The sequence below is a fragment of the Dactylosporangium darangshiense genome, assembly GCF_039537565.1.
Classification (GTDB): Bacteria; Actinomycetota; Actinomycetes; order Mycobacteriales; family Micromonosporaceae; genus Dactylosporangium; species Dactylosporangium darangshiense.
The window spans coordinates 94734-113467 of record NZ_BAABAT010000010.1 but is presented as its reverse complement, the minus strand read 5'-3'; the positions used below and the strand labels follow the sequence as shown (position 1 = coordinate 113467).

General features: G+C 72.1%; 18 protein-coding genes. 10 read left to right on the top strand and 8 right to left on the bottom strand.

Going from position 1 to position 18734, the window contains the following annotated elements:
• Positions 1 to 61: 61 nt before the first annotated feature.
• The 5 genes from ABD901_RS20450 to ABD901_RS20430 all read left to right on the top strand — a co-directional run bounded on the left by ABD901_RS20450 (position 62) and on the right by ABD901_RS20430 (position 6134).
• Positions 62 to 1150 carry an ABC transporter substrate-binding protein gene (locus ABD901_RS20450; protein WP_345128694.1) on the top strand — a complete coding sequence of 363 codons (1089 nt, stop codon included), beginning with the start codon at positions 62 to 64 and terminating at the stop codon, positions 1148 to 1150.
• A gap of 73 nt (positions 1151 to 1223) precedes the next feature.
• Positions 1224 to 2735, top strand: a complete 1512-nt coding sequence (locus tag ABD901_RS20445; RefSeq protein ID WP_345128693.1) for a sugar ABC transporter ATP-binding protein — start codon at positions 1224 to 1226, stop codon at positions 2733 to 2735.
• Complete coding sequence (locus ABD901_RS20440) at positions 2732 to 3700, top strand: ABC transporter permease (RefSeq protein ID WP_345128692.1); 969 nt, start codon at positions 2732 to 2734, stop codon at positions 3698 to 3700. Before ABD901_RS20445 ends, ABD901_RS20440 begins: the two co-directional genes overlap by 4 nt.
• Positions 3697 to 4710: an ABC transporter permease gene (locus tag ABD901_RS20435; RefSeq protein WP_345128691.1), complete on the top strand. Its 1014-nt coding sequence runs from the start codon at positions 3697 to 3699 to the stop codon at positions 4708 to 4710. Before ABD901_RS20440 ends, ABD901_RS20435 begins: the two co-directional genes overlap by 4 nt.
• A gap of 113 nt (positions 4711 to 4823) precedes the next feature.
• Positions 4824 to 6134, top strand: a complete 1311-nt coding sequence (locus ABD901_RS20430) for a nitric oxide synthase oxygenase (RefSeq protein WP_345128690.1) — start codon at positions 4824 to 4826, stop codon at positions 6132 to 6134.
• Between the two features lie 318 nt (positions 6135 to 6452).
• On the opposite strand, the gene rocD is transcribed toward ABD901_RS20430, so the two are convergent.
• From rocD to ABD901_RS20415, 3 genes are all read right to left on the bottom strand, one after another.
• A complete protein-coding gene (gene rocD, locus ABD901_RS20425; protein WP_345128689.1) occupies positions 6453 to 7667 on the bottom strand; it encodes an ornithine--oxo-acid transaminase in 1215 nt (404 codons plus the stop codon).
• Positions 7664 to 8485, bottom strand: a complete 822-nt coding sequence (ddaH, locus tag ABD901_RS20420) for a dimethylargininase (protein WP_345128688.1) — start codon at positions 8483 to 8485, stop codon at positions 7664 to 7666. Before ddaH ends, rocD begins: the two co-directional genes overlap by 4 nt.
• 157 nt (positions 8486 to 8642) lie before the next feature.
• On the bottom strand, positions 8643 to 8858 hold the full coding sequence (locus ABD901_RS20415; RefSeq protein WP_345128687.1) for a hypothetical protein: 216 nt from the start codon (positions 8856 to 8858) through the stop codon (positions 8643 to 8645).
• A 112-nt stretch (positions 8859 to 8970) separates the two neighbouring features.
• Between ABD901_RS20415 and ABD901_RS20410 the strand changes: the two genes are divergently transcribed.
• The 4 genes from ABD901_RS20410 to ABD901_RS20395 are packed head-to-tail and all read left to right on the top strand — an operon-like array spanning position 8971 to position 11004.
• A complete protein-coding gene (locus tag ABD901_RS20410) occupies positions 8971 to 9381 on the top strand; it encodes a hemerythrin domain-containing protein (protein ID WP_345128686.1) in 411 nt (136 codons plus the stop codon).
• A gap of 22 nt (positions 9382 to 9403) precedes the next feature.
• Positions 9404 to 10003, top strand: a complete 600-nt coding sequence (locus ABD901_RS20405) for a nucleotidyltransferase family protein (RefSeq protein ID WP_345128685.1) — start codon at positions 9404 to 9406, stop codon at positions 10001 to 10003.
• Between the two features lie 12 nt (positions 10004 to 10015).
• Positions 10016 to 10261, top strand: a complete 246-nt coding sequence (locus ABD901_RS20400) for a hypothetical protein (protein ID WP_345128684.1) — start codon at positions 10016 to 10018, stop codon at positions 10259 to 10261.
• Positions 10261 to 11004: a metallophosphoesterase family protein gene (locus ABD901_RS20395; RefSeq protein ID WP_345128855.1), complete on the top strand. Its 744-nt coding sequence runs from the start codon at positions 10261 to 10263 to the stop codon at positions 11002 to 11004. The genes ABD901_RS20400 and ABD901_RS20395 overlap by 1 nt, the downstream gene beginning before the upstream one ends.
• A gap of 314 nt (positions 11005 to 11318) precedes the next feature.
• Here the strand turns inward: ABD901_RS20395 and ABD901_RS20390 are convergent, their stop codons facing one another.
• Positions 11319 to 12152: an RNA polymerase sigma factor SigF gene (locus tag ABD901_RS20390; RefSeq protein ID WP_345128683.1), complete on the bottom strand. Its 834-nt coding sequence runs from the start codon at positions 12150 to 12152 to the stop codon at positions 11319 to 11321.
• Between the two features lie 331 nt (positions 12153 to 12483).
• Positions 12484 to 13752 carry a glycosyltransferase gene (locus ABD901_RS20385; RefSeq protein ID WP_345128682.1) on the bottom strand — a complete coding sequence of 423 codons (1269 nt, stop codon included), beginning with the start codon at positions 13750 to 13752 and terminating at the stop codon, positions 12484 to 12486.
• A 128-nt stretch (positions 13753 to 13880) separates the two neighbouring features.
• On the opposite strand from ABD901_RS20385, the gene ABD901_RS20380 reads away from it, so the two are divergent.
• Positions 13881 to 16361: a SpoIIE family protein phosphatase gene (locus ABD901_RS20380; RefSeq protein WP_345128681.1), complete on the top strand. Its 2481-nt coding sequence runs from the start codon at positions 13881 to 13883 to the stop codon at positions 16359 to 16361.
• Positions 16362 to 16525: 164 nt separating this feature from the next.
• Here the strand turns inward: ABD901_RS20380 and ABD901_RS20375 are convergent, their stop codons facing one another.
• The 3 genes from ABD901_RS20375 to ABD901_RS20365 all read right to left on the bottom strand — a co-directional run bounded on the left by ABD901_RS20375 (position 16526) and on the right by ABD901_RS20365 (position 18606).
• Positions 16526 to 17167, bottom strand: coding sequence for a hypothetical protein (locus tag ABD901_RS20375; RefSeq protein WP_345128680.1), 642 nt, complete (start codon positions 17165 to 17167; stop codon positions 16526 to 16528).
• 314 nt (positions 17168 to 17481) lie between these two features.
• Positions 17482 to 17766, bottom strand: a complete 285-nt coding sequence (locus tag ABD901_RS20370) for a hypothetical protein (protein WP_345128679.1) — start codon at positions 17764 to 17766, stop codon at positions 17482 to 17484.
• Positions 17767 to 17880: 114 nt separating this feature from the next.
• Positions 17881 to 18606: a peptidylprolyl isomerase gene (locus tag ABD901_RS20365; RefSeq protein ID WP_380138537.1), complete on the bottom strand. Its 726-nt coding sequence runs from the start codon at positions 18604 to 18606 to the stop codon at positions 17881 to 17883.
• Positions 18607 to 18734 lie beyond the last annotated feature (128 nt).

Genomic DNA, 18734 nt, shown 5'->3' with positions numbered 1-18734 from the left:
ATGCACCTCGATGGATCCGCACAGGCAACCCAGTCCACCCTCCGCTCAAGGGAGTGACACCATGATCGATATGCGTGGCCGCTGGCGGCCCGCTCTGGCCGTGCTCAGCGCCGCGGCCCTGCTGATGTCCGGCTGCGCGAAGTCCGAGGACGACAACGCTGGGTCCGCGTCGACGGCGAACGCCTCCGCCGCCGCGCAGGCGACCAAGTCGGCCGACGCCGCGGGCGCGACGTGCACCCTGCAGCAGTACGGCGGCACGAAGGTCGACCTGAATACCGCCACGGTCGGCTTCTCCCAGTCGGAGAAGGAGGCCAACCCGTTCCGCATCGCCGAGACCCAGTCCATCAAGGACGAGGCGGGGAAGCTGGGCATCCCGACCGGCAACCTCAAGACCACCAACGCCGACTCGAAGTTCGACAAGCAGATCACCGACGTCAGCACCCTGATCGACCAGGGCGTGCAGCTGCTGATCATCGCCCCGCTGAACTCCGACGGCTGGGACTCGGTGTTCGCCAAGGCCAACGCCAAGCACATCCCGATCGTCACCATCGACCGGAAGATCAACGCGAAGAGCTGCACCAACTACCTGACCTTCATCGGGTCGGACTTCGCGGAGCAGGGCAAGCGGGCCGCCGACAAGATGGCCAAGGCGTTGAACAACACCGGCACCGTGTCGATCCTGCTGGGCGCGCCGGGCAACAACGTGACCACCCTGCGTACCAGCGGCTTCAAGGACGAGCTGGCGAAGGTCGCGCCGGGCATCAAGATCGTGTTCGAGCAGACCGGCAACTTCTCCCGCGAGGACGGCCAGAAGACGGCCGAGCAGCTGCTGCAGGCCAACCCGAACGTCAACGGCATCTACGCCGAGAACGACGAGATGGCCCTCGGCGCGATCACGGCCCTCAAGGGCGCGAGCAAGAAGGCCGGCGACGTCAAGATCGTGACGATCGACGGCACCAAGGGCGCCGTGCAGGGCATCGTCGACGGCTGGATCTACTCGGTCATCGAGTCGAACCCGCGCTTCGGCCCGCTCGCTTTCTCCACCGCCACGAAGTTCTTCAACGGCGAGGCGATCCCGGAGAACATCATCATCCAGGACCGTGAGTACGACACCACGAACGCATCGTCGGATCTGGGTCTCGCGTACTGACCTTTACGGGTTCATGGCCCAGGCCGGACGCTTTCCGGCCTGGGCCTTCTCGGGTCTTCTGGAGAGAGGCAACATGTCCGAGCCCCTGCTCGAAGTCACCGGCGTGAGCAAGCAGTTCCCGGGCGTGCGCGCGCTCGACGACGTCTCGTTCACGCTGCGCGCGGGCGAGGTGCACGCGCTCGTCGGCGAGAACGGCGCCGGCAAGTCCACCCTGATCAAGGTCCTCACCGGCGTGTACCGCCCGGACGCCGGCGAGGTCCGCTACCTGGGCGCCCCGGTGTCCTTCGCCGGGCCGCTGGACGCTCAGGCCGCCGGCATCTCGACCATCTACCAGGAGGTCAACCTCGTCCCGCTCATGAGCGTGGCGCGCAACCTCTTCCTCGGCCGGGAGCCGCGCAACCGTCTCGGGCTGGTCGACGTCGCCCGGATGAACCGCGAGGCCGCCGACGTCCTCGCCGGCTACGGCATCACCTCCGACGTGCGCCGCCCGCTGGGCCTGATGCCGCTGGGCGCGCAGCAGATGGTGGCGCTGGCCCGGGCCGTCATGATCGAGGCCCGCGTGGTCGTGATGGACGAGCCGACCTCGTCGCTGGAGCCGCGCGAGGTGGAGACCCTCTTCGGCGTCATACGCCGGCTGCACGAACAGGGCGTCGGGATCATCTACGTCAGCCACCGCCTCGACGAGCTGTACCGGATCTGCGACGGCGTGACGATCCTGCGCGACGGCCGCCTGGTGCGCGCCGGCCGCCTCGCCGACCTGCAGCGGGTCGAGCTGGTCTCGCACATGCTGGGCCGGCCGGTCTCGGCGGAGCGCTCCTTCACCAGCTTCGCCGGCGAGCACGACGCCGCCGCCGGCACGCCGGTGCTGCGCGCCACCGACCTCAACAGCCGCCACCGCCTCGCCGGCGTCACCTTCGAGGTCCGGCCCGGCGAGGTGGTCGGGCTCGGCGGCCTGCTCGGCGCCGGGCGCAGCGAGACCATCAAGGCCGTGGCCGGCGCGCTGCCGCTGGACAGCGGCCGCGTCGAGGTCGACGGGCGCACCCTGCGCCGGCCGACGCCGGTCAGCGCCCTGAAGGCCGGCATCGCCGTGCAGCCGGAGGACCGCAAGGCCGAGGGCATCGCGCTGGGGCTGTCGGTGCGGGAGAACATCGCGCTGGCGGTGCTGCCGCGGCTGTCCACGGCCGGGGTGGTCTCCGAGCGGCGCATCGACGAGATCGTCGAGACGTTCATGACCCGGCTGCGGATCAAGGCGTCCAGCCCGCACCAGCGGGTGGGCGACCTGTCCGGCGGCAACCAGCAGAAGGTGCTGCTGGCCCGGCTGCTGGCCACCGGCCCCAAGGTGCTGCTGCTGGACGAGCCGACGCGAGGCATCGACGTCGGCGCGAAGGCGGAGGTCCAGGCGCTCATCGACGAGCTCGCCGCCGAGGGCCTCGGTGTGGTGCTGGTGTCCTCCGACGCCGAGGAGCTGATCGAGGGCTCCGACCGAGTGGTGGTACTGCGAGATGGCGCCGTGGTGGGCATGCTGCGCGGCGACGAGGTGACGACGGAGCATCTGATGAACGTGATCGCGACGGCGGCGTCATGACCGCCCCTGCTGATGTGAAGGCGCGCGGCCTCGACCTGGCGCGGCTGCGCCGGCTGCTGCCGGCCTACGGCGTCTACGTGGCGCTGCTGGTGCTGGTGCTGTTCAACATCGGGTACACCGACAACTTCCTCGAGTGGTCGAACCTGCGCATCCAGCTGGTCCAGGTCACCCCGGTCGTCATCGTGGCGCTGGGCATGGCCCTGGTCATCGGCACCGAGGGCATCGACCTGTCGGTCGGCTCGGTGATGGCGCTCGGCGCCGCCATCATCCCGCTGTACCTCGGCTACGGCGCCGTCGCCGCGATCATCCTGGCGCTCGTCGGCGGCCTCGTCATCGGCCTGGTCAACGGCGGCCTGGTCGCCTACGTGGGCCTGCAGCCGATCGTGGCCACCCTGGCGATGCTGGTCGCCGGGCGGGGCATCGCCCTGGTGCTGTCCAGCGGCCGGTACAAGGACATCCGCGACAAGGACTTCCTGGCCATCGGCACCGACTCGCTCTTCGGCGTGCCCTACACGGTGTGGATCGCCGCGGTGCTCGCCGTCGTGGTCGGCTTCCTGGTGCGCCGCACCGTCTTCGGCCGCCGGCTGCTGGCCATCGGCGACAACCGCCCGGCCGCGGTGCTCGCCGGCGTGCCGGTGCGCCGGGTGCTGATCAGCGTGTACATCATCTCCGGGATGCTCGCCGCGGTCGCCGGCATCATCCAGGTCTCGCGCATCGGCTCGGCCGACGCGTCCCGGATCGGCCTGCTCATCGAGCTCTCCGCGATCACCGCGGTCGTGGTCGGCGGCACCCCGCTCACCGGCGGCAAGGTGCGGGTGCTCGGCACCGTCGCCGGCGCGCTGCTCATGCAGCTGCTCACCGCCACGATGATCGCGAACAACCTGCGGGACTCGACGGCCCAGATGGTGCAGGCCGTCATCATCCTCGTCGCGGTCTACGCGGCGCGCGAACGGAGGACCCGGTGAGCACCGTGACCACGGCTCCAGAGGCGGTCGAGCGGGCCGAAGCCGCCTCGATGCGCACCGAGCGCATCGTCGAGCTGGTGCAGCGCCAGGGCGCGCTCGCCGTGCTGGCGCTGGTGATCGTGGTCGGCGTCGTCTCGTTCGACAGCTTCCGCACCTTCGACAACCTCGGCACGGTGCTGATCTCGGCGGCGCCTCCGGCGCTCATCGCGCTCGGCATGACCTTCGTGATCGTCAGCGGCGGGATCGACCTGTCGGTCGGTTCGCTGTACGTGCTCGGCGGGGTGCTCGCGGCGTGGGCGTCGCAGTACGGCACCTGGGCGGCCTTCGCGCTGCCGCTGGTCGTGTGCGGGGTGTTCGGCCTCGTGCAGGGCTCGATCATCGCCTACGCCCGGCTGGCGCCGTTCATCGTCACGCTCGCCGGGCTGCTCGGGGCGCGGGGCCTGATGCTGGCCCTGTCCGGCGAGGGCGCGAACACCTACCTGGTCAGGACCGACGCCTTCAAGCACTTCGGCACGGGCGAGCTGGGCGGGATCGGCTACCCGGTCTACCTCGTCGCGGTGCTCTTCGGCGCGGGGATGCTGCTGCTGTACCGCAGCCGCTTCGGCCAGTCCGTCTACGCCATCGGCGGCAGCGAGGACGCGGCCCGCCTGATGGGTGTGCGCATCCGCAGCACCCAGATCCGCGTGTACGTCCTCTCGGGCCTGCTCGCGGGCCTGGCCGGCGCGATCAACGCGGCCCGCCTCGGCTCCGGCGTCACGGTGCTCGGCACTGGCATGGAGCTCGACGCGATCGCCGCGGTGGTCATCGGCGGCACGCTGCTGACCGGCGGCGCCGGCACGCTCGGCGGCACCATCGCCGGCGTGATGCTGCTCCAGGTGATCCAGAACCTGATCAACCAGATCGGCACGGTCACGTCGGCCTGGCAGACGGTGATCAGCGGCGCCTTCATCGCGCTCGTCGTGGTCGCGCAGACCTACCTGGCCCGCCTGCGAAGAGTGGCATCGGGTTGATGCCGTGAGGGTTTTCAGGGGTGCGCCTCCGGCCGCACACCTTGTGCGACCTCGCGCAATGCGACGCCGACAACATGGGTTTCTTGCCCGCACTCGGCGTTGGGAGGATCCGCGTGAGCGTGCCCGGGTACCGCGACACGCCAGGGGCGCAGTGGGATGCGCACGCGCCCGTCGACCCCGCGGAGGCGGAGGACTTTCTCGCCCTCCACCACCACGAGCAGCGGCGGGGCGGCAACGGACGGGAGCGCCTGGCCCGGGTCCGCGACGAGATCGCCGAGACCGGCACGTACGCGCACACGCACGCCGAGCTGGTCTTCGGCGCCCGGGTCGCGTGGCGCAACGCCAGCCGCTGCATCGGCCGGCTGTACTGGCGCAGCCTCGTGGTGCGGGACCTGCGCAAGGTCACCGAGCCCCCGGAGATCGTCGACGAGCTGGTACGCCACCTGCGCCTGGCCGGCCAGCGCGAACGCCACGTGATCCGCCCCGTGATCTCGATCTTCGCGCCGCACGTGCCCGGCCGCCCCGCCGCCCGCCTGTGGAACGACCAGCTGGTGCGCTACGCCGGCCACCGCCACCCCGACGGCACCGTGACCGGCGACCCGCGGTACGCGCAGTTCACCGAGACGCTGCAGCAGCACGGCTGGCGCGGCAAGCTCGACAACCCCTTCGACGTGCTGCCGCTGGCGATCGAGGGCCCCGACGGCTCCGTGACCCTGCACGAGCTGCCCGAGGACGCCGTGTGGGAGGTGCCGATCGATCACCCCGAGCTGCGGTTCTTCGCCGAGCTGGGCCTGCGCTGGCACGCGATCCCCGCGATCTCGAACATGCGCCTGAGCATCGGCGGCGTGGACTACCCGCTGGCCCCGTTCAACGGCTGGTACATGGGCACGGAGATCGGCGCCCGCAACCTCGCCGACCCGGACCGCTACAACCTGCTGCCCCTCGTCGCGGCGCGGCTCGGCCTGGACACCAGCACGGAGCGCTCGCTGTGGAAGGACCGGGCCCTGGTCGAGCTCAACCGGGCGGTGCTGCACTCCTTCGACGCGGCCGGCGCGCGCATCAGCGACCACCACACCGAGTCGGAGCGCTTCCTGGCCCACGTCGCGAGCGAAGAGCGCTGCGGGCGCCCGACGCCGGCCGACTGGTCGTGGATCGTCCCGCCGATCAGTGGCGCGGTGACCGGCGTCTTCCACCGGTACTACGCCGAGGCCGACCAGCGCCCCAACTTCTACCTCGACCCCGATGCGCGCGAGCTGGGCCGCCGGGGTCGCTCGCCGGTCGCCGCGCCGGCGCACTGCCCGGTGGCGCACGAACTCGCCCCGCCCGACCGCTCGCCGGCGGTCGACCGCTCGCCCGCGCCCGACCGCTCGCCGGCGATCGACCGCCCCGCGCTGCAACGGCCACGGCCACGGCCACGGCGGTGACGGTGCCGCCGGTGGTCGCGCCCGCGGCTGCCATCGTGCCGTCCGTGCTGTCCGTGCCGCACGGGCAACCCGGGCGGCCCGCGACGGCGCGGCAAGGGTCCGCGACGCCGGTGCTCGATGTCGCGCGCGTGCCCGAGCAGCGCCCTGGCTGGTTCAGCAGGCTGTTGCGGCGGCCGTTGTAGCGAGGCGCGTTTCAGAGCGTTCGCGGACCTCGGCTCCGGTGCGCACCGCTGATATCACCGTACCATGCCCGTTCAAACGGCGACCCAGGCCAGTCACGGAGCGCATTATCCAGTCGCGCTCCGTGACATGGCGTGCTCAAGGCTTGAGAACCTCCGTCAGGGCGTCCACGGCGGCGTCGATCTCCTCGCGAGTGACGACCAGTGGCGGGGCCAGGCGCAGGGTCGAGCCGTGCGTGTCCTTGGCCAGCACACCGCGGGCCATCAGGCGCTCGCTCGCCTCCCGGCCGGTCATGAGCGCCGGGTCGATGTCGATGCCTGCCCACAGGCCGCGGCCGCGCACGGCGGTCAGGCCGTGGCCGACCAGGGCGTTGAGGCGGCGGTGCAGGTGCTCGCCGACCTCGCGGGCGCGGCGCTGCGGCTCGCCGGTGTCCAGCAGGGCGATCACCGCGCGGGCGACGGCGCACGCCAGAGGGTTGCCGCCGAAGGTCGAGCCGTGCTCGCCGGGGCGCAGCACGCCGAGGATCTCCCGGTCGGCGGCGACCGCGGAGACGGGCACGATGCCGCCGCCGAGGGCCTTGCCCAGGATGTAAATGTCGGGGACGACGGCCTCGTCGTCGCAGGCGAACGTCGCGCCCGTGCGGCCGAGGCCGGACTGGATCTCGTCGGCGATGAACAGTACGCCCCGGGACGTGCACAGCTCGCGCACGCCGGGCAGGTACCCGCGCGGCGGGACGAGGACGCCGGCCTCGCCCTGGATCGGCTCCAGCAGTACCGCCACCGTGGTCTCGTCGATGGCGGCGGCGAGCGCGTCCAGGTCGCCGTAGGGCACGACGCGGAAGCCGGGGGTGTAGGGGCCGTAGTCGGCGCGGGCCTCCGGGTCGGTGGAGAAGCTGACGATGGTCGTGGTGCGTCCGTGGAAGTTGCCGTCCGCGACGATGATCGTGGCCCGTCCGTCCGGGACGCCCTTGACCTTGTACCCCCACTTGCGCGACACCTTGATGGCGGTCTCGACGGCCTCGGCGCCGCTGTTCATCGGCAGGACCATGTCCTTGCCGGTGAGGCGGGCCAGGTCGGCGCAGAACGGGCCGAACTGGTCGTGCAGGAACGCCCGGCTGGTCAGCGTGACCCGGTCGAGCTGCTCGCGGGCGGCGGCGATCAGGTCGGGGTGGCGGTGGCCGAAGTTCAGCGCCGAGTAGCCGGCGAGGCAGTCGAGATAGCGCCGGCCGTCGACGTCGGTGACCCAGGCGCCCTCGGCCTCGGCGATGACGACGGGCAGCGGGTGGTAGTTGTGGGCCGTGTAGCGCTCGGCCTCCTCGACCGCCGGGCCTGTGCGGTTGGCGATGCTCGTCATCCCTGGACCTCCATTCGTCCCCGGATCTCCAGGGTGCAGCACTTGGGACCGCCGCCGGCCTTGTGCAGTTCGGACACGTCGACCGGGACCGGCTGGAACCCCTTCGACGCTAACGCGGCCGCCAGGCGGGTGGCCGCGGACGGCAGGACGACCCGGTGGCCGTCGCTGACGGCGTTGAGGCCCAGGACGGCGGCGTCCTCGGCGGTGGCGATGATCGCGTCGGGGTACAGGCGCCGGAGCACTTCCTGGCTGCCGGGCGAGAACGCGCCCGGGTAGTAGGCGACGTTGCCGGCGGTGCCCGCGTGCGTGAGCACGGTCAGCGCGGTGTCGAGGTGGTAGTACCGCGGGTCGACCAGCTGCAGCGTGACGACCGGCCGCCCGAAGAGCTCCTGCGCCTCGGCGTGCGCGGCGTGCTCGGTGCGCAGGCCGGTGCCGGCGAGGATGACCTGGCCGGCCAGCAGCAGGTCGCCCTCGCCCTCGTTGACGTTCTTCGCCGCGTGCACGTCGAAGCCGTTGCGCGCGAACCACTCCAGGTACGCCGGGCCCTCGTCGACGCGCTCCGGGTGGCGGAACTGGGCGCCGTACACCCGCCCGTCCACGACGGTGGCCCCGTTGGCGGCGAAGACCATGTCGGGCAGGCCGGGCACCGGGTCGATGAGCTCGACGGTGTGGCCGAGCTCGCGGTACAGCTCGTAGAGGGTCGTCCACTGCGCCACGGCCCGCTCGGCGTCGACCGGCGCGGTCGGGTCCATCCACGGGTTGATCGCGTAGTCCACCGCGAAGTACGTCGGGCGGCACATGAGGTAGCGACGACTCATGCGTCAAAACCTACGGCCGCCCAACGCGGCGAACCATTGTGATTCACTGCTTATCAGCGGTGCTTCTTTGTGTCTTGCGCGACCTCAACGGCGATTCGTTGCGTGCACCCGTCTTGTCGCCTATCAGATTTAACGCGAAATTTCCGTTTTATCAGGATCAGGGCAGCTCGCGCCACACGCCCGGCTGGGCGAGCAGGCCGGAGACGCAGTTCATCGCGCTGTCCTCGTCGGCGAACTCGTACCGGCGGCTCCGCCCGTCGGCGCCGCCCTCGCGCGACTCGACCCACCAGATGCCGGCGTCCTCGAAGAGGTACACGTCGCGGCGGGCCAGCCGGCCCCAGGTGCCGTTCCACCAGTGTTTTCTGCGCTCCATGAACGATAATTCGAACACATGTGCCAAGCCCTGCGGAAGCCCGGCCCGCCCATATCGACGGCATTGCACACCAACGGGTTAGCGAGATGCCCGATATGGGTACGCCTGCTCCATGCCGGCCGATCTCATCCACCTCCTCGTGGCCGAGCACCGCCGGCTGGAGTCGCTGTTCGCCGACGTCGAGACCGCGCAGGCGGCCGATCGGCGCCGGGCGGCACTGACGGCGGCGCTGCACGCGCTCGCGCTGCACGCGGCGCGGGAGGAGCGGTTCCTGCACCCGGCGCTGCGCGAGCACCTGCCGGCGGGGCCGGAGATCGCCGAGTTCGACCGGGCCGAGCACGCCGCGATGGCCCGCGATGCGGCCGGCTGCGACGAGGCGGGCGCGTCGGCACTGTTCGACGTCGTTCGCCTGCACATGCAGCAGGAGGAGACCGAGCTGTTCCCGCGGCTGGCCCAGGCCTGCCCGCCGCAGCTCCTGCAACGCCTCGGCGAGCTGCTCGAATCGGCGCGTGTGACGGAATGACCGGGCGGGTAAGCCGCTATTCATGGCAGTTTCCGAGGACCGGCAGCCGCTGATCGCCACACTCAAGAAGGCCGCGTACCTCCTCAAGGACGCGGGCATACCGTTCTGCCTGGCGGGCAGCTTTGCGGTGTACGCGCGCGGCGGCGAGTCCGTCGACCACGACATCGACTTCCTGATCAAGGCCGACGACGCCGAGCGGGTCCTCGCCACGCTGACCGAGGCCGGGTTCCGCGGCGAGGTGCCGCCGGAGGGCTGGCTGGTCAAGGTCTGGGACACCACCGAGCACGGCGACCTGCTGATCGACCTCATTTTCTGCCCGGTACAGCGGCCCGTCACCGACGCGACGCTGCGCGACACCGACATCATCGCGGTCAACGCCTGCCACATGCCGGTGCTCTCGGCGACCGAGCTGATGATCCACAAGGTACTCACCTGGTCGGCGCACTACTGCGACTTCGCGCGCGGGCTGCCGGTTGCCCGCTCGCTGCGGGAGCAGATCGACTGGCCGCGGGTGTACCGCGAAACGACCCACTCACCGTATGCCCATGCTTTTTTGTTTCTGATCGACCGGCTCGGCGTCATGTCGCTGGCGGAGGCCAGCGCCCTGTCGGCGGCCGTCTAGGGGGGATCAACGATGTCCGTCGACCAGTACGTCGAGGGCGAGCTGCAGCATCTGCTCGCCGAGGACGAGCGCATCACCGAGCAGGGGATCCGGTTCGTGCGTACCGAATCCGGGATCTCCCTGGTCGGGGAGGTGGAGTGCGCCGAGCGCCGCGACCTGATCTGCCAGGCGGTCGCCGAGGCGTTCCCGGACCTGCCGCTGCGCTGCAACATCGGGATCACGCGCGTACACGAGCCCGAGGAGGTGGAGGAGCTGTGATCGGCGGCGTTCGCGTTGCGGCGGTGGGAGACGTGCACCTCGATGCCGACGTTCTCGGGCGGTACCGCCCGGCGCTGGAGCACCTCGGCGGCAAGGCCGACGTGCTGCTGCTCGCCGGCGACCTGACCCGGCACGGCACCCCCGAGGAGGCACACTGCGTGGCCCGCGAGTTCGGCGGCCTGCCCGTGCCCGTGGTGGCGGTCCTGGGCAACCACGACTACCACAGCGATCAGCAGGATGCGGTGTCGGCGGTACTGCGGGACGCCGGCCTCGCCGTCCTGGAATGCACCGGCACCGTGCTGACCTGCGGCGACCTGCGCGTCGGCATCGCCGGCACGAAGGGCTTCGGCGGCGGGTTCGCCGGCGCGTGCGCCAGCGAGTTCGGCGAGCCGGAGATGAAGGCCTTCACCCGCCACGGCCGCGAGCTGGCCGCGCAGTTCGCCGAGTCGCTGGCGGCGCTGGACTGCGAGGTGCGGATCGCGCTGACCCACTACTCCCCGGTGCCGGAGACGCTGCTGGGCGAGCCGCTGGAGATCTACCCGTTCCTCGGCTCCTACCACCTGGCACAGGCCATCGACACCGTCCCCGGCGTCGGGCTGGCGGTGCACGGGCACGCGCACGGCGGCTCGGAGCGCGGCACGACGCCCGGCGGGGTGCCGGTCCGCAACGTGGCGCACCCGGTGATCAAGCAGGCCTACAACGTCTACCAGCTGTCGATGTCCTCGGTGCTGACGCCGGCCTGAGCTCGCGACCGGGTCCGTGCGGCCGCTCGTCCTGTGCCCGTCTTCACCGCGAGCTGGCGCCGGCCTGCGCCCGTCTTCACCGCGAGCCGGCGCCGGCCTGTGCCCGGCCTGAGCCGGGATCGGGTCCGCATGACCGCTCGTCCCATGCCCGCCTTCACCGCGACCGGCTCGACCGATTTGCACAGATTTATCGCCTGTCGAGGTATAAATCCGACAAGTCGTGGCACGGAGTGCCCGACTTGTCGGACAAACCGGCGCCGCAACGGGTCCGGACCCGCGGCCTGCGCCGCAACGGGCCTGGACCCGCGGCGGCGTTACAACGGGTCGGAGAGCTCGCCGCGCAGGAAGGTCAGGGAGCGCGCCAGCAGACGGGAGACGTGCATCTGCGAAATGCCCAGGCGCTCGGCGATCTGGATCTGGGTCAGGTTGCCGAAGAAGCGCATCGCGATGATCTTCTGCTCGCGTGCGGGTAGGCGGGCGAGCAGCGGGCGCAGCGACTCGCGGTCGTCCACGGCCGCCAGGGAGCGGTCCTCGCCGCCGAGCAGGTCGGCCAGCTCGGCGCCGGAGTCCGCGCCGCCCGCCGGCATGTTGATGGACAGGGCGCGGTACGCGCCGCCGGACTCGAGGCCCTCGATGATCTCCTCCTCGGAGACGTCGAGGCGGGCCGCGAGGTCGGCGACCGTCGGGGACCGGCCGAGCTGCTGCGCCAGGTCGCCGGAGACCTTGCCGATCTCCAGGCGCAGCTCCTGCAGGCGGCGCGGGACGCGCACGTCCCAGCCCTTGTCGCGGAAGTGGCGCTTGAGCTCGCCGACGATCATCGGGATCGCGTAGCTGGTGAAGGCGGCGCCGCGCGACGGGTCGTAGCCGTCGACCGACTTGATCAGGCCGAGGTTGGCGACCTGGTTGAGGTCGTCGGCGGGCTCGCCGCGGTTGCGGAAGCGACGGGCCAGGTACTCGGCCAGCGGGAGGTACAGCTCGACGATCCGGGACCGGATGCGCGCGCGGTCGGGGCTGCCGGCGGGGAGGTCGGCCAGCAGCGTGAGCAGCGCCTGCGCGGCGGCCTCGGCCTCCTTGCCGCCGGGGCGGGTGGTCCTGCCGCCAGGGCGGGGCGCCGGGACGCGGGTCCGGGAGTGTGCGGTGACGGTCATGAGGGGGTCCCCCTGCCTGCCGGCCACGGGGTCCGCACGGCGCGCACGGCATCGGCTTCGGCGCGCGGCGGGCCCTGGGCGAGAGTCAGTCGGTCGGCGCCCTGGTCTCGAGCGCCCGGCCGTGGCCGCGGCGGGAATCGCGCCTGTTTGACGATCCGCCGGGCCCGTCCGGAAACATCCGGATAGGTCGCATCAGTCGCTGGACGACCGGCGGATCGACCATCAGCCGTTCGGATGATGCGGTCTGCCTAACGTACCCCGGCGCATACGCCGCGGGCAAGGTTCGCACACGAACGGCGCAGGCTCAGGGGGTACCGATGCGGCATTGCTTCTATGAGACCTCGGACAGTGCCTCTTCGTCCTCGTCGGCCTCGTCCGTGGCGTCCGCGGCCGCCGGTGCGGGCTCGCCGCCGCTCACCGCGCGGTAGACGCGCTCCAGTTCCGCGGCCGTGCGTTCCCAGGTGTATCGGGAGCGGACCCGGTCGATCGCGGCGCTGGCGAAGCTCATCCGGCGCACTTCGTCGCCGAGCAGGGCGCGCAGGGCGCCGGCTAGGGCGACCGTGTCGCGCGGGGATACCAGCACGCCGGTGACGTTGTCGATGACGCTCTCGGCGATGCCGCCGACCGCGTACGCGACGACGGGGACGCCGCAGGCCATCGCCTCCAGCGGCGTGAGGCCGAACGGCTCGTACCAGGGCGCGCAGGCCAGGACGTCGGCGGAGCGGTACCAGCCGGCGATCTCGTCCTGCGGCACGGCGCCGACGATGCGCAGCCGGTCCCCCACGCCGTGGCGGTCGGCGAGCTGCTGCAGGCGGCGGGCCTCCGGGTCGCGGTCGAGGCCGGCCTGGTCGGGGCCGCCGACGATGACGAGCTCGGCGCCGGGCACGCGGCGCAGCACCTCGATGAGGTCGGCGAAGCCCTTGCGCTCCTCGAGCGAGCCGACGCTGAGGATGCGGCGCAGGCCGGGGCGGCGGTGGTCGGCGGCCGGGCCGCCGGGCGTGAACCGCTCCACGTCGACGCCGGAGGGCACGATGACGGTGCCGGCGCGGCGCACGCCCATGCGGCCGAGGTCGGCGACCTCGTCCTCGCTCTGCGCGACGACCCGGTCCGCCAGCGAGCCGAGCGTGCGCTCCAGCCCGGCCCGCGGGCCGGGGCCGGCGTTGCGGTCGACGGGCAGGTGGCGGCGCTCGCCGGCGGCGAGACCGTGGTAGGTGACGACGACCGGCCGGCGGATCTCGGCGGTGGCGGTGAGCGCGGCGAGGCCGGAGAGCCAGTAGTGGGCATGCACGACATCGGGGCCGGCCGCGTCGGTCTCCCAGCGAGCGGCGAGCGCGCGGCCGAAGTCGCCCATCAGGGGAAGCTGCTCGCCGGCGGGCACCACGCGCTCGGGGCCGGCCGCGACGCGCTCGACGGTGACGCCCGGCGCGAAGGCCACCTCGGCGGGCGCATCCGGGTCCTCGCGCCGCACGTACACGACGACTTCGTGTCCCAGCCGTCCCAGCGCCTCGGACAGGGCCGCCACGTGCGTGTGCCGCCCTCCCGCGCCCGGTCCGCCCAGCATGAGCGGGTTCGCCTGCGCGGAGACCAAGGCGATCCTCAAGACAGCGACCTCCACGACCCGATTGCGCTTACTGCACCGCCCCTACCCGGCCCCGATGGTGGTAAACATCAACGGGCGACACCGACAAGCACGTCGCAGAGGCGCCAAGACATCGGAGAGGCAGGAGCATGGTCGACAGGGCCCCCGCGGAGGGCGGCAGCGCCGAGCCGGCCGAGGCGCTCGCAGCGCTCGTGGCCAAGCTGCGCGCCGAGCTGACCGGGGTGCGCACCGCGATGCGGAACCGCGCCGTGATCGAGCAGGCCAAGGGCGTGCTCGTCGAGCGGCTCGGCATCACCCCCGACCAGGGCTTCGACCAGCTCGTGCGGCTCTCCCAGCGCACCAACATCAAGCTCATCGAGGTGGCCGCGGCGATCGTCGGGACCACCTCGCCGGACCCGAACGCGCCGGATGTGGTCAACCTCATCGACGACGAGCTGCGCCAGCACGTGGCCCGCAACCGGACCGACGGTTCGACGGCTAAAAAACCCGAAAAGCCGGATTTGGTACCGCAAAATGCCCGCAAACGCGCCAGTCGCCCGCCCGAGGTGGAGGCGCTGCAGTCCCAGCACCAGCTGCTCGGCGCCCGGATCGCGGCGGCGCGCAGCTACGACGAGATCTGCGACGTCCTGGGCACCGCGCCGACGGCCTGGCCGGCGCCGAGCTCGGTGCTGCTGACCCTGCTCGACCCGGACGGCGCGCAGCGCGGCGTCGGCACCTACGGGGTGCCCGGCGAGGTGCGCAGCCGCTGGTCGCGCATCCCGCCGGACCCGGGCGTGCCGCTCGTCGTCGCGGTGCAGGACGCCGAGACGCTGTGGCTTTCCGCGCAGACCGGCCTGGCCCGCTTCCCCGTCCTGGGCCACCCGCCCTTCAGCGGGGACACGCTGCTGGCCTCGCCGCTGATCTCCGGCGAGCGGGTCATCGGCGGCATCCTCATGACCTGGGCCGAGGGGCTGCCGGCGGGCGAGGAGCTGCGGCGGTACGTCAGCGCCCTGCTCGAGCCGGTCGCCCGGCAGGTCGACGCGCTCATCGGCGACGAGATCGCCAGCGCCTGGTTCCACGTCGCCGGCGAGGAGAGCGGGCAGGCGGCCCCGGCCCAGGTGTGGCTGCCGACCGTGATCGACGCGCTGCACGACCCGGGCGCGCTGCTCTCTCCCGTCCACGAGGACGGGCAGCTGGTCGACTTCCGGGTGGAGTACGCCAACGCGCTGGCCCGCCAGATCTTCTCCGGCGCGCGCGTGGACCCCGACGAGGCGACTTTGCTGGCCGCGTACCCGGCGCTGGGCAGCGCGACGCTGCTGCCGGAGTTCGCACGGGTACTGCAGGACGGCCGCCCGCGGCGCCTGGACGGCCTGCGCGCCGACCCCCGCACCGACGGCGTGCCCGGCCCGCAGACACTCTCGGTGCACGCCGTGCGCCTGTGGGACCGCGTGTTCGCGGTGTGGCGGGTCGCCACCGAGGCCGACCTGCTCTACGACCAGCTGCTGCAGGCCGAGCGCATCGCCGGCGTCGGCTCCTTCTGCTGGGAGCTGCGCGACCCGGAGCCGCGCTGCTCCCCCGAGCTCGTCCGCCTGTTCCACCGCGGCCGCGACGCCGCGACGATCCCCGTCGACGAGCTCGCCGACTCCGTGCACCCCGACGACCTGCTGGCCGTTCAGGACGCCGTGCGCCGCACGATCGTCGAGGGCAAGCAGCTGCTCGCCGAGGTCCGCGGCGCCGGCCGGGTCAGCGGCCGCCGCCTGCGCCTGGCGGCGGAGCCGATCCTCGACGACACGGGCAACGTGACCGCCGTACGCGGCACCGTGCAGGACGTCACCGAGGAGCGCGCGATCGAGGCCCGCCTGCGCCGCGCCGAGGAAGCCCTGGCCGCGCAGCGCCACCGCCTGGCCGACGAGCGCCGCGCCGCCGAGGCCCTGCAGAAGGCCCTGCTCCCCACCGACCCCGAACTGGGCCACCTGGAGGGCGTGGAGCTCTGCGGCCGCTGCCGCTCGCCGGAGCGGGTCGGCACGGTGGACGGCGACTGGTACGACGCCTGCTCCGTCCCCGACGGCACCATCCTGGTCCTCGGCGACGTCGACGAACGCGGCCTGTCCTCCATGACGACCGCGGCCCGCCTGCGCTACGCGGTCCGCGCCTACGCGGTGCTGGACATGCCGCCCGGCGACATCCTGACCGCCGTCAACGGCATGCTGTGCGCGATGGAGGTGGAGCACACCGCCTGCCTGGTCGTGGCGCGCTACACCCCTTCCACGCGCGAACTGCGCTGGGCCGCCGCCGGCCAGGTCGCCCCGGTCCGCTACGACGCCGCCGGCGCCGGCACGGTCCTGACGGGCCCGCTGGGCCTCCCGCTCGGCGAGGTGGCGGAGATGCGCTACACCGACACCGCCGTCACGCTGACCCCAGGCGACCGCGTCCTCTTCTACACCGGCGGCCAGTACGCGGGCACCCGCCCGAGGTCGGACCGCCGCCGGGGCGGCGGCCTGGACCTGGTGCGCCGCGCCGCCGAGACCATCGACCTGACCGACTTCGACGCTGTGATCACCCACCTGGTGACCAGCCTGAACGTCCCCGACGATGAGGACGTCTGCACCATGCTGATCCACGTCCCCTAACGCTGCGTCTCCGGCGCGGTGCCGTCTTTTGGCGCGGCGCTGTCTTTTGGCGCGGCGCTGTCTTTTGGCGCGGCGCTGTCTTTTGGTGCCGGGCTGTCTTTGGTGTCGGGCTGTCTTTGGTGCTGGGGCTGTCTTTGGTGCTGGGGCTGTCTTTGGTGCTGGGCTCAAAGCGTGCGGGTGTCCCAGTCCCAGTCGATCGCGAGCCCGTCGAATCGCCCGAGCGCATCGCGATGCCGCCCCGCGATCACGACCCGATCCGGCCCGAGGTGCGCGAGCAGGTCGTCGTCCCCGTAGTACCGCACGTCGGGATCGGGCCACTGCCACAGCCCGTCGTCAAGCTCCCGCAGCCGCACCTTGACGCCACGCAACTGCTCGGCGGCCGGATTCATGAGGACGAGCCCGTGCAACGGCGCATAGGTGGCTTCGTACACGGCCGCATAGACGAGGAACCGCGACAGGCTGACCCCGGTCGGGAGCTCATCGTTCTCGATCACCTCAGGATCGAGCACTCCGGAACGGAATGCTCCGTTGTCGTACGAGTACCAGTCGTCAGCGCCTTCCCAGAAACGGACCATTCCGTTCCGGCCCCCATCGGGCCGCAACATGACATGGTCCCGACTGAGCGGATAGGTATAGCGCCCCGCGAGCCGATGCCACTCCACGAGCGCCTCCGGCACAGCACCGCCCGGCTCGGACAAATCCGGCGGCCAATCGGGATCGCGGACCGGCGACCGATCCGGCGGCCCGTACCAGCGGTAGACGAACCGCCCAAGGCTGTCCGGCGACACGACGTCCAACTCGTACACGGCCACCATGATGCCGCCCGCCGCCTCGCCAGTTCCGCGGCCCACACACAACCGGCGCGTTTGCGGTGCAAGTCAGGGCGAGCGGGCAGGCACTCACTGCGCATGCGCGGTGCGAGTCAGGGCGAGCGGGCAGGCACTCACGGCGCGTGCGCGGTGCGAGTCAGGGCGAGCGGGCAGGCACTCACTGCGCATGCGCGGTACGGGTCAGGGCGAGCGGGCAGGCGCTCACAGGGCGTGCGCGATGCGGGTCGCGACGAGCCGGCGAGGCACTCAGGGCGCGTGCGCGATGCGGGTCAGGTCGAGCGGGCGGGCATTTACGGCGCGTGGGCGGTGCGGATCAGGGCGAATAGGTGGGCGTGCACGGCGCGGGCGGCGTACTGGGCGGCGCGGACCGCGGCGACGTCCGCCGGGTCGTGGGGGAAGAACGTCAGGCGGCCGTCGTCGCGCAGGACGACGGGGACCTCGGTGCGCTCGAGGATCGCGGTCAGGGCCCGCTGAGCGTCGGATGCGGCGCGGCCGGCGCGGCGGGCCAGCGCCGCCGGCACGCGCCACAGGTCGTCGACGGTGAACGCCGACGGCATGACCACATCGACCGTCATGCACTTGACGATAGGGACGGCACATGCGGTACCACCACCAAGATTTTGTTCTTGTGGATAACCGCGTGCGGGCGGACGGGCGGCGCCCACCGGCGAAGGCGGGCGCCGCGGGCGTCAGATGGCCAGGCAGATCTCGGTGCGCAGGGCCGGTGCGCCGTCGACCGGGGCCGGGTCGTCGGGCGTGGGTGCGACGCCGCCGGCGGCGATGCGGTCCAGCGTGTGCAGGCCGAGCGGGCGGACGCTGCCGAAGATCGTGTAGTTCGGGCGCAGCGCGGAGTCGGCGAAGACCAGGAAGAACTGGCTGCCGTTGGTGTCGGGGCCGGCGTTGGCCATGGCGAGCACGCCGCGGGCGTAGAGGCGGCGCACGCCGGTGGGGTCGGTCGGGGCGGGCGGCAGGTTGGTGGGCAGTTCGTCCTTGTAGCGGTAGCCGGGGCCGCCCTCGCCGGTGCCGGTCGGGTCGCCGCACTGCAGGACCTTCAGCGTGGGGTAGGTGGTGAGGCGGTGACAGACGGTGCGGTTGTAGAAACCGTGCCGGGTCAGGTGCAGGAAGCTCTGCACCGTGCAGGGCGCCGCGGCGTGGTCGAGCGCGAGCGGGATGAGGCCGAGGTTGGTCAGCAGCGTGACGGTGACCGTGCCGCGGTCGGGGGTGTGCCGCGGGTCGGGCGGCAGCGACACCGGGCGGGCCGGCGGATCGTCGGGGGTTTGGGTGTACTGGCAGGGGCCGTTCGTCACGACCGGGGCGCCCTCCCCGGTCGCCCCGGCGGGCGGGGCCGCCACCGCCACGGCCGCGACGCCCGCGGCGATGGTGATGGCGATGGCGGCGAGCTGGGATCGGACCACGCTGTCCCTCCATAGACATTTGACGATGAGTTGCCTCTGCCGGTCTAACGGATGTCGATGCGCCCGTCAAGCGCCCAACGCGGACCGATGAGCCGATCGCGGGGCCGCGACCAGCCCGTACTCTGGCG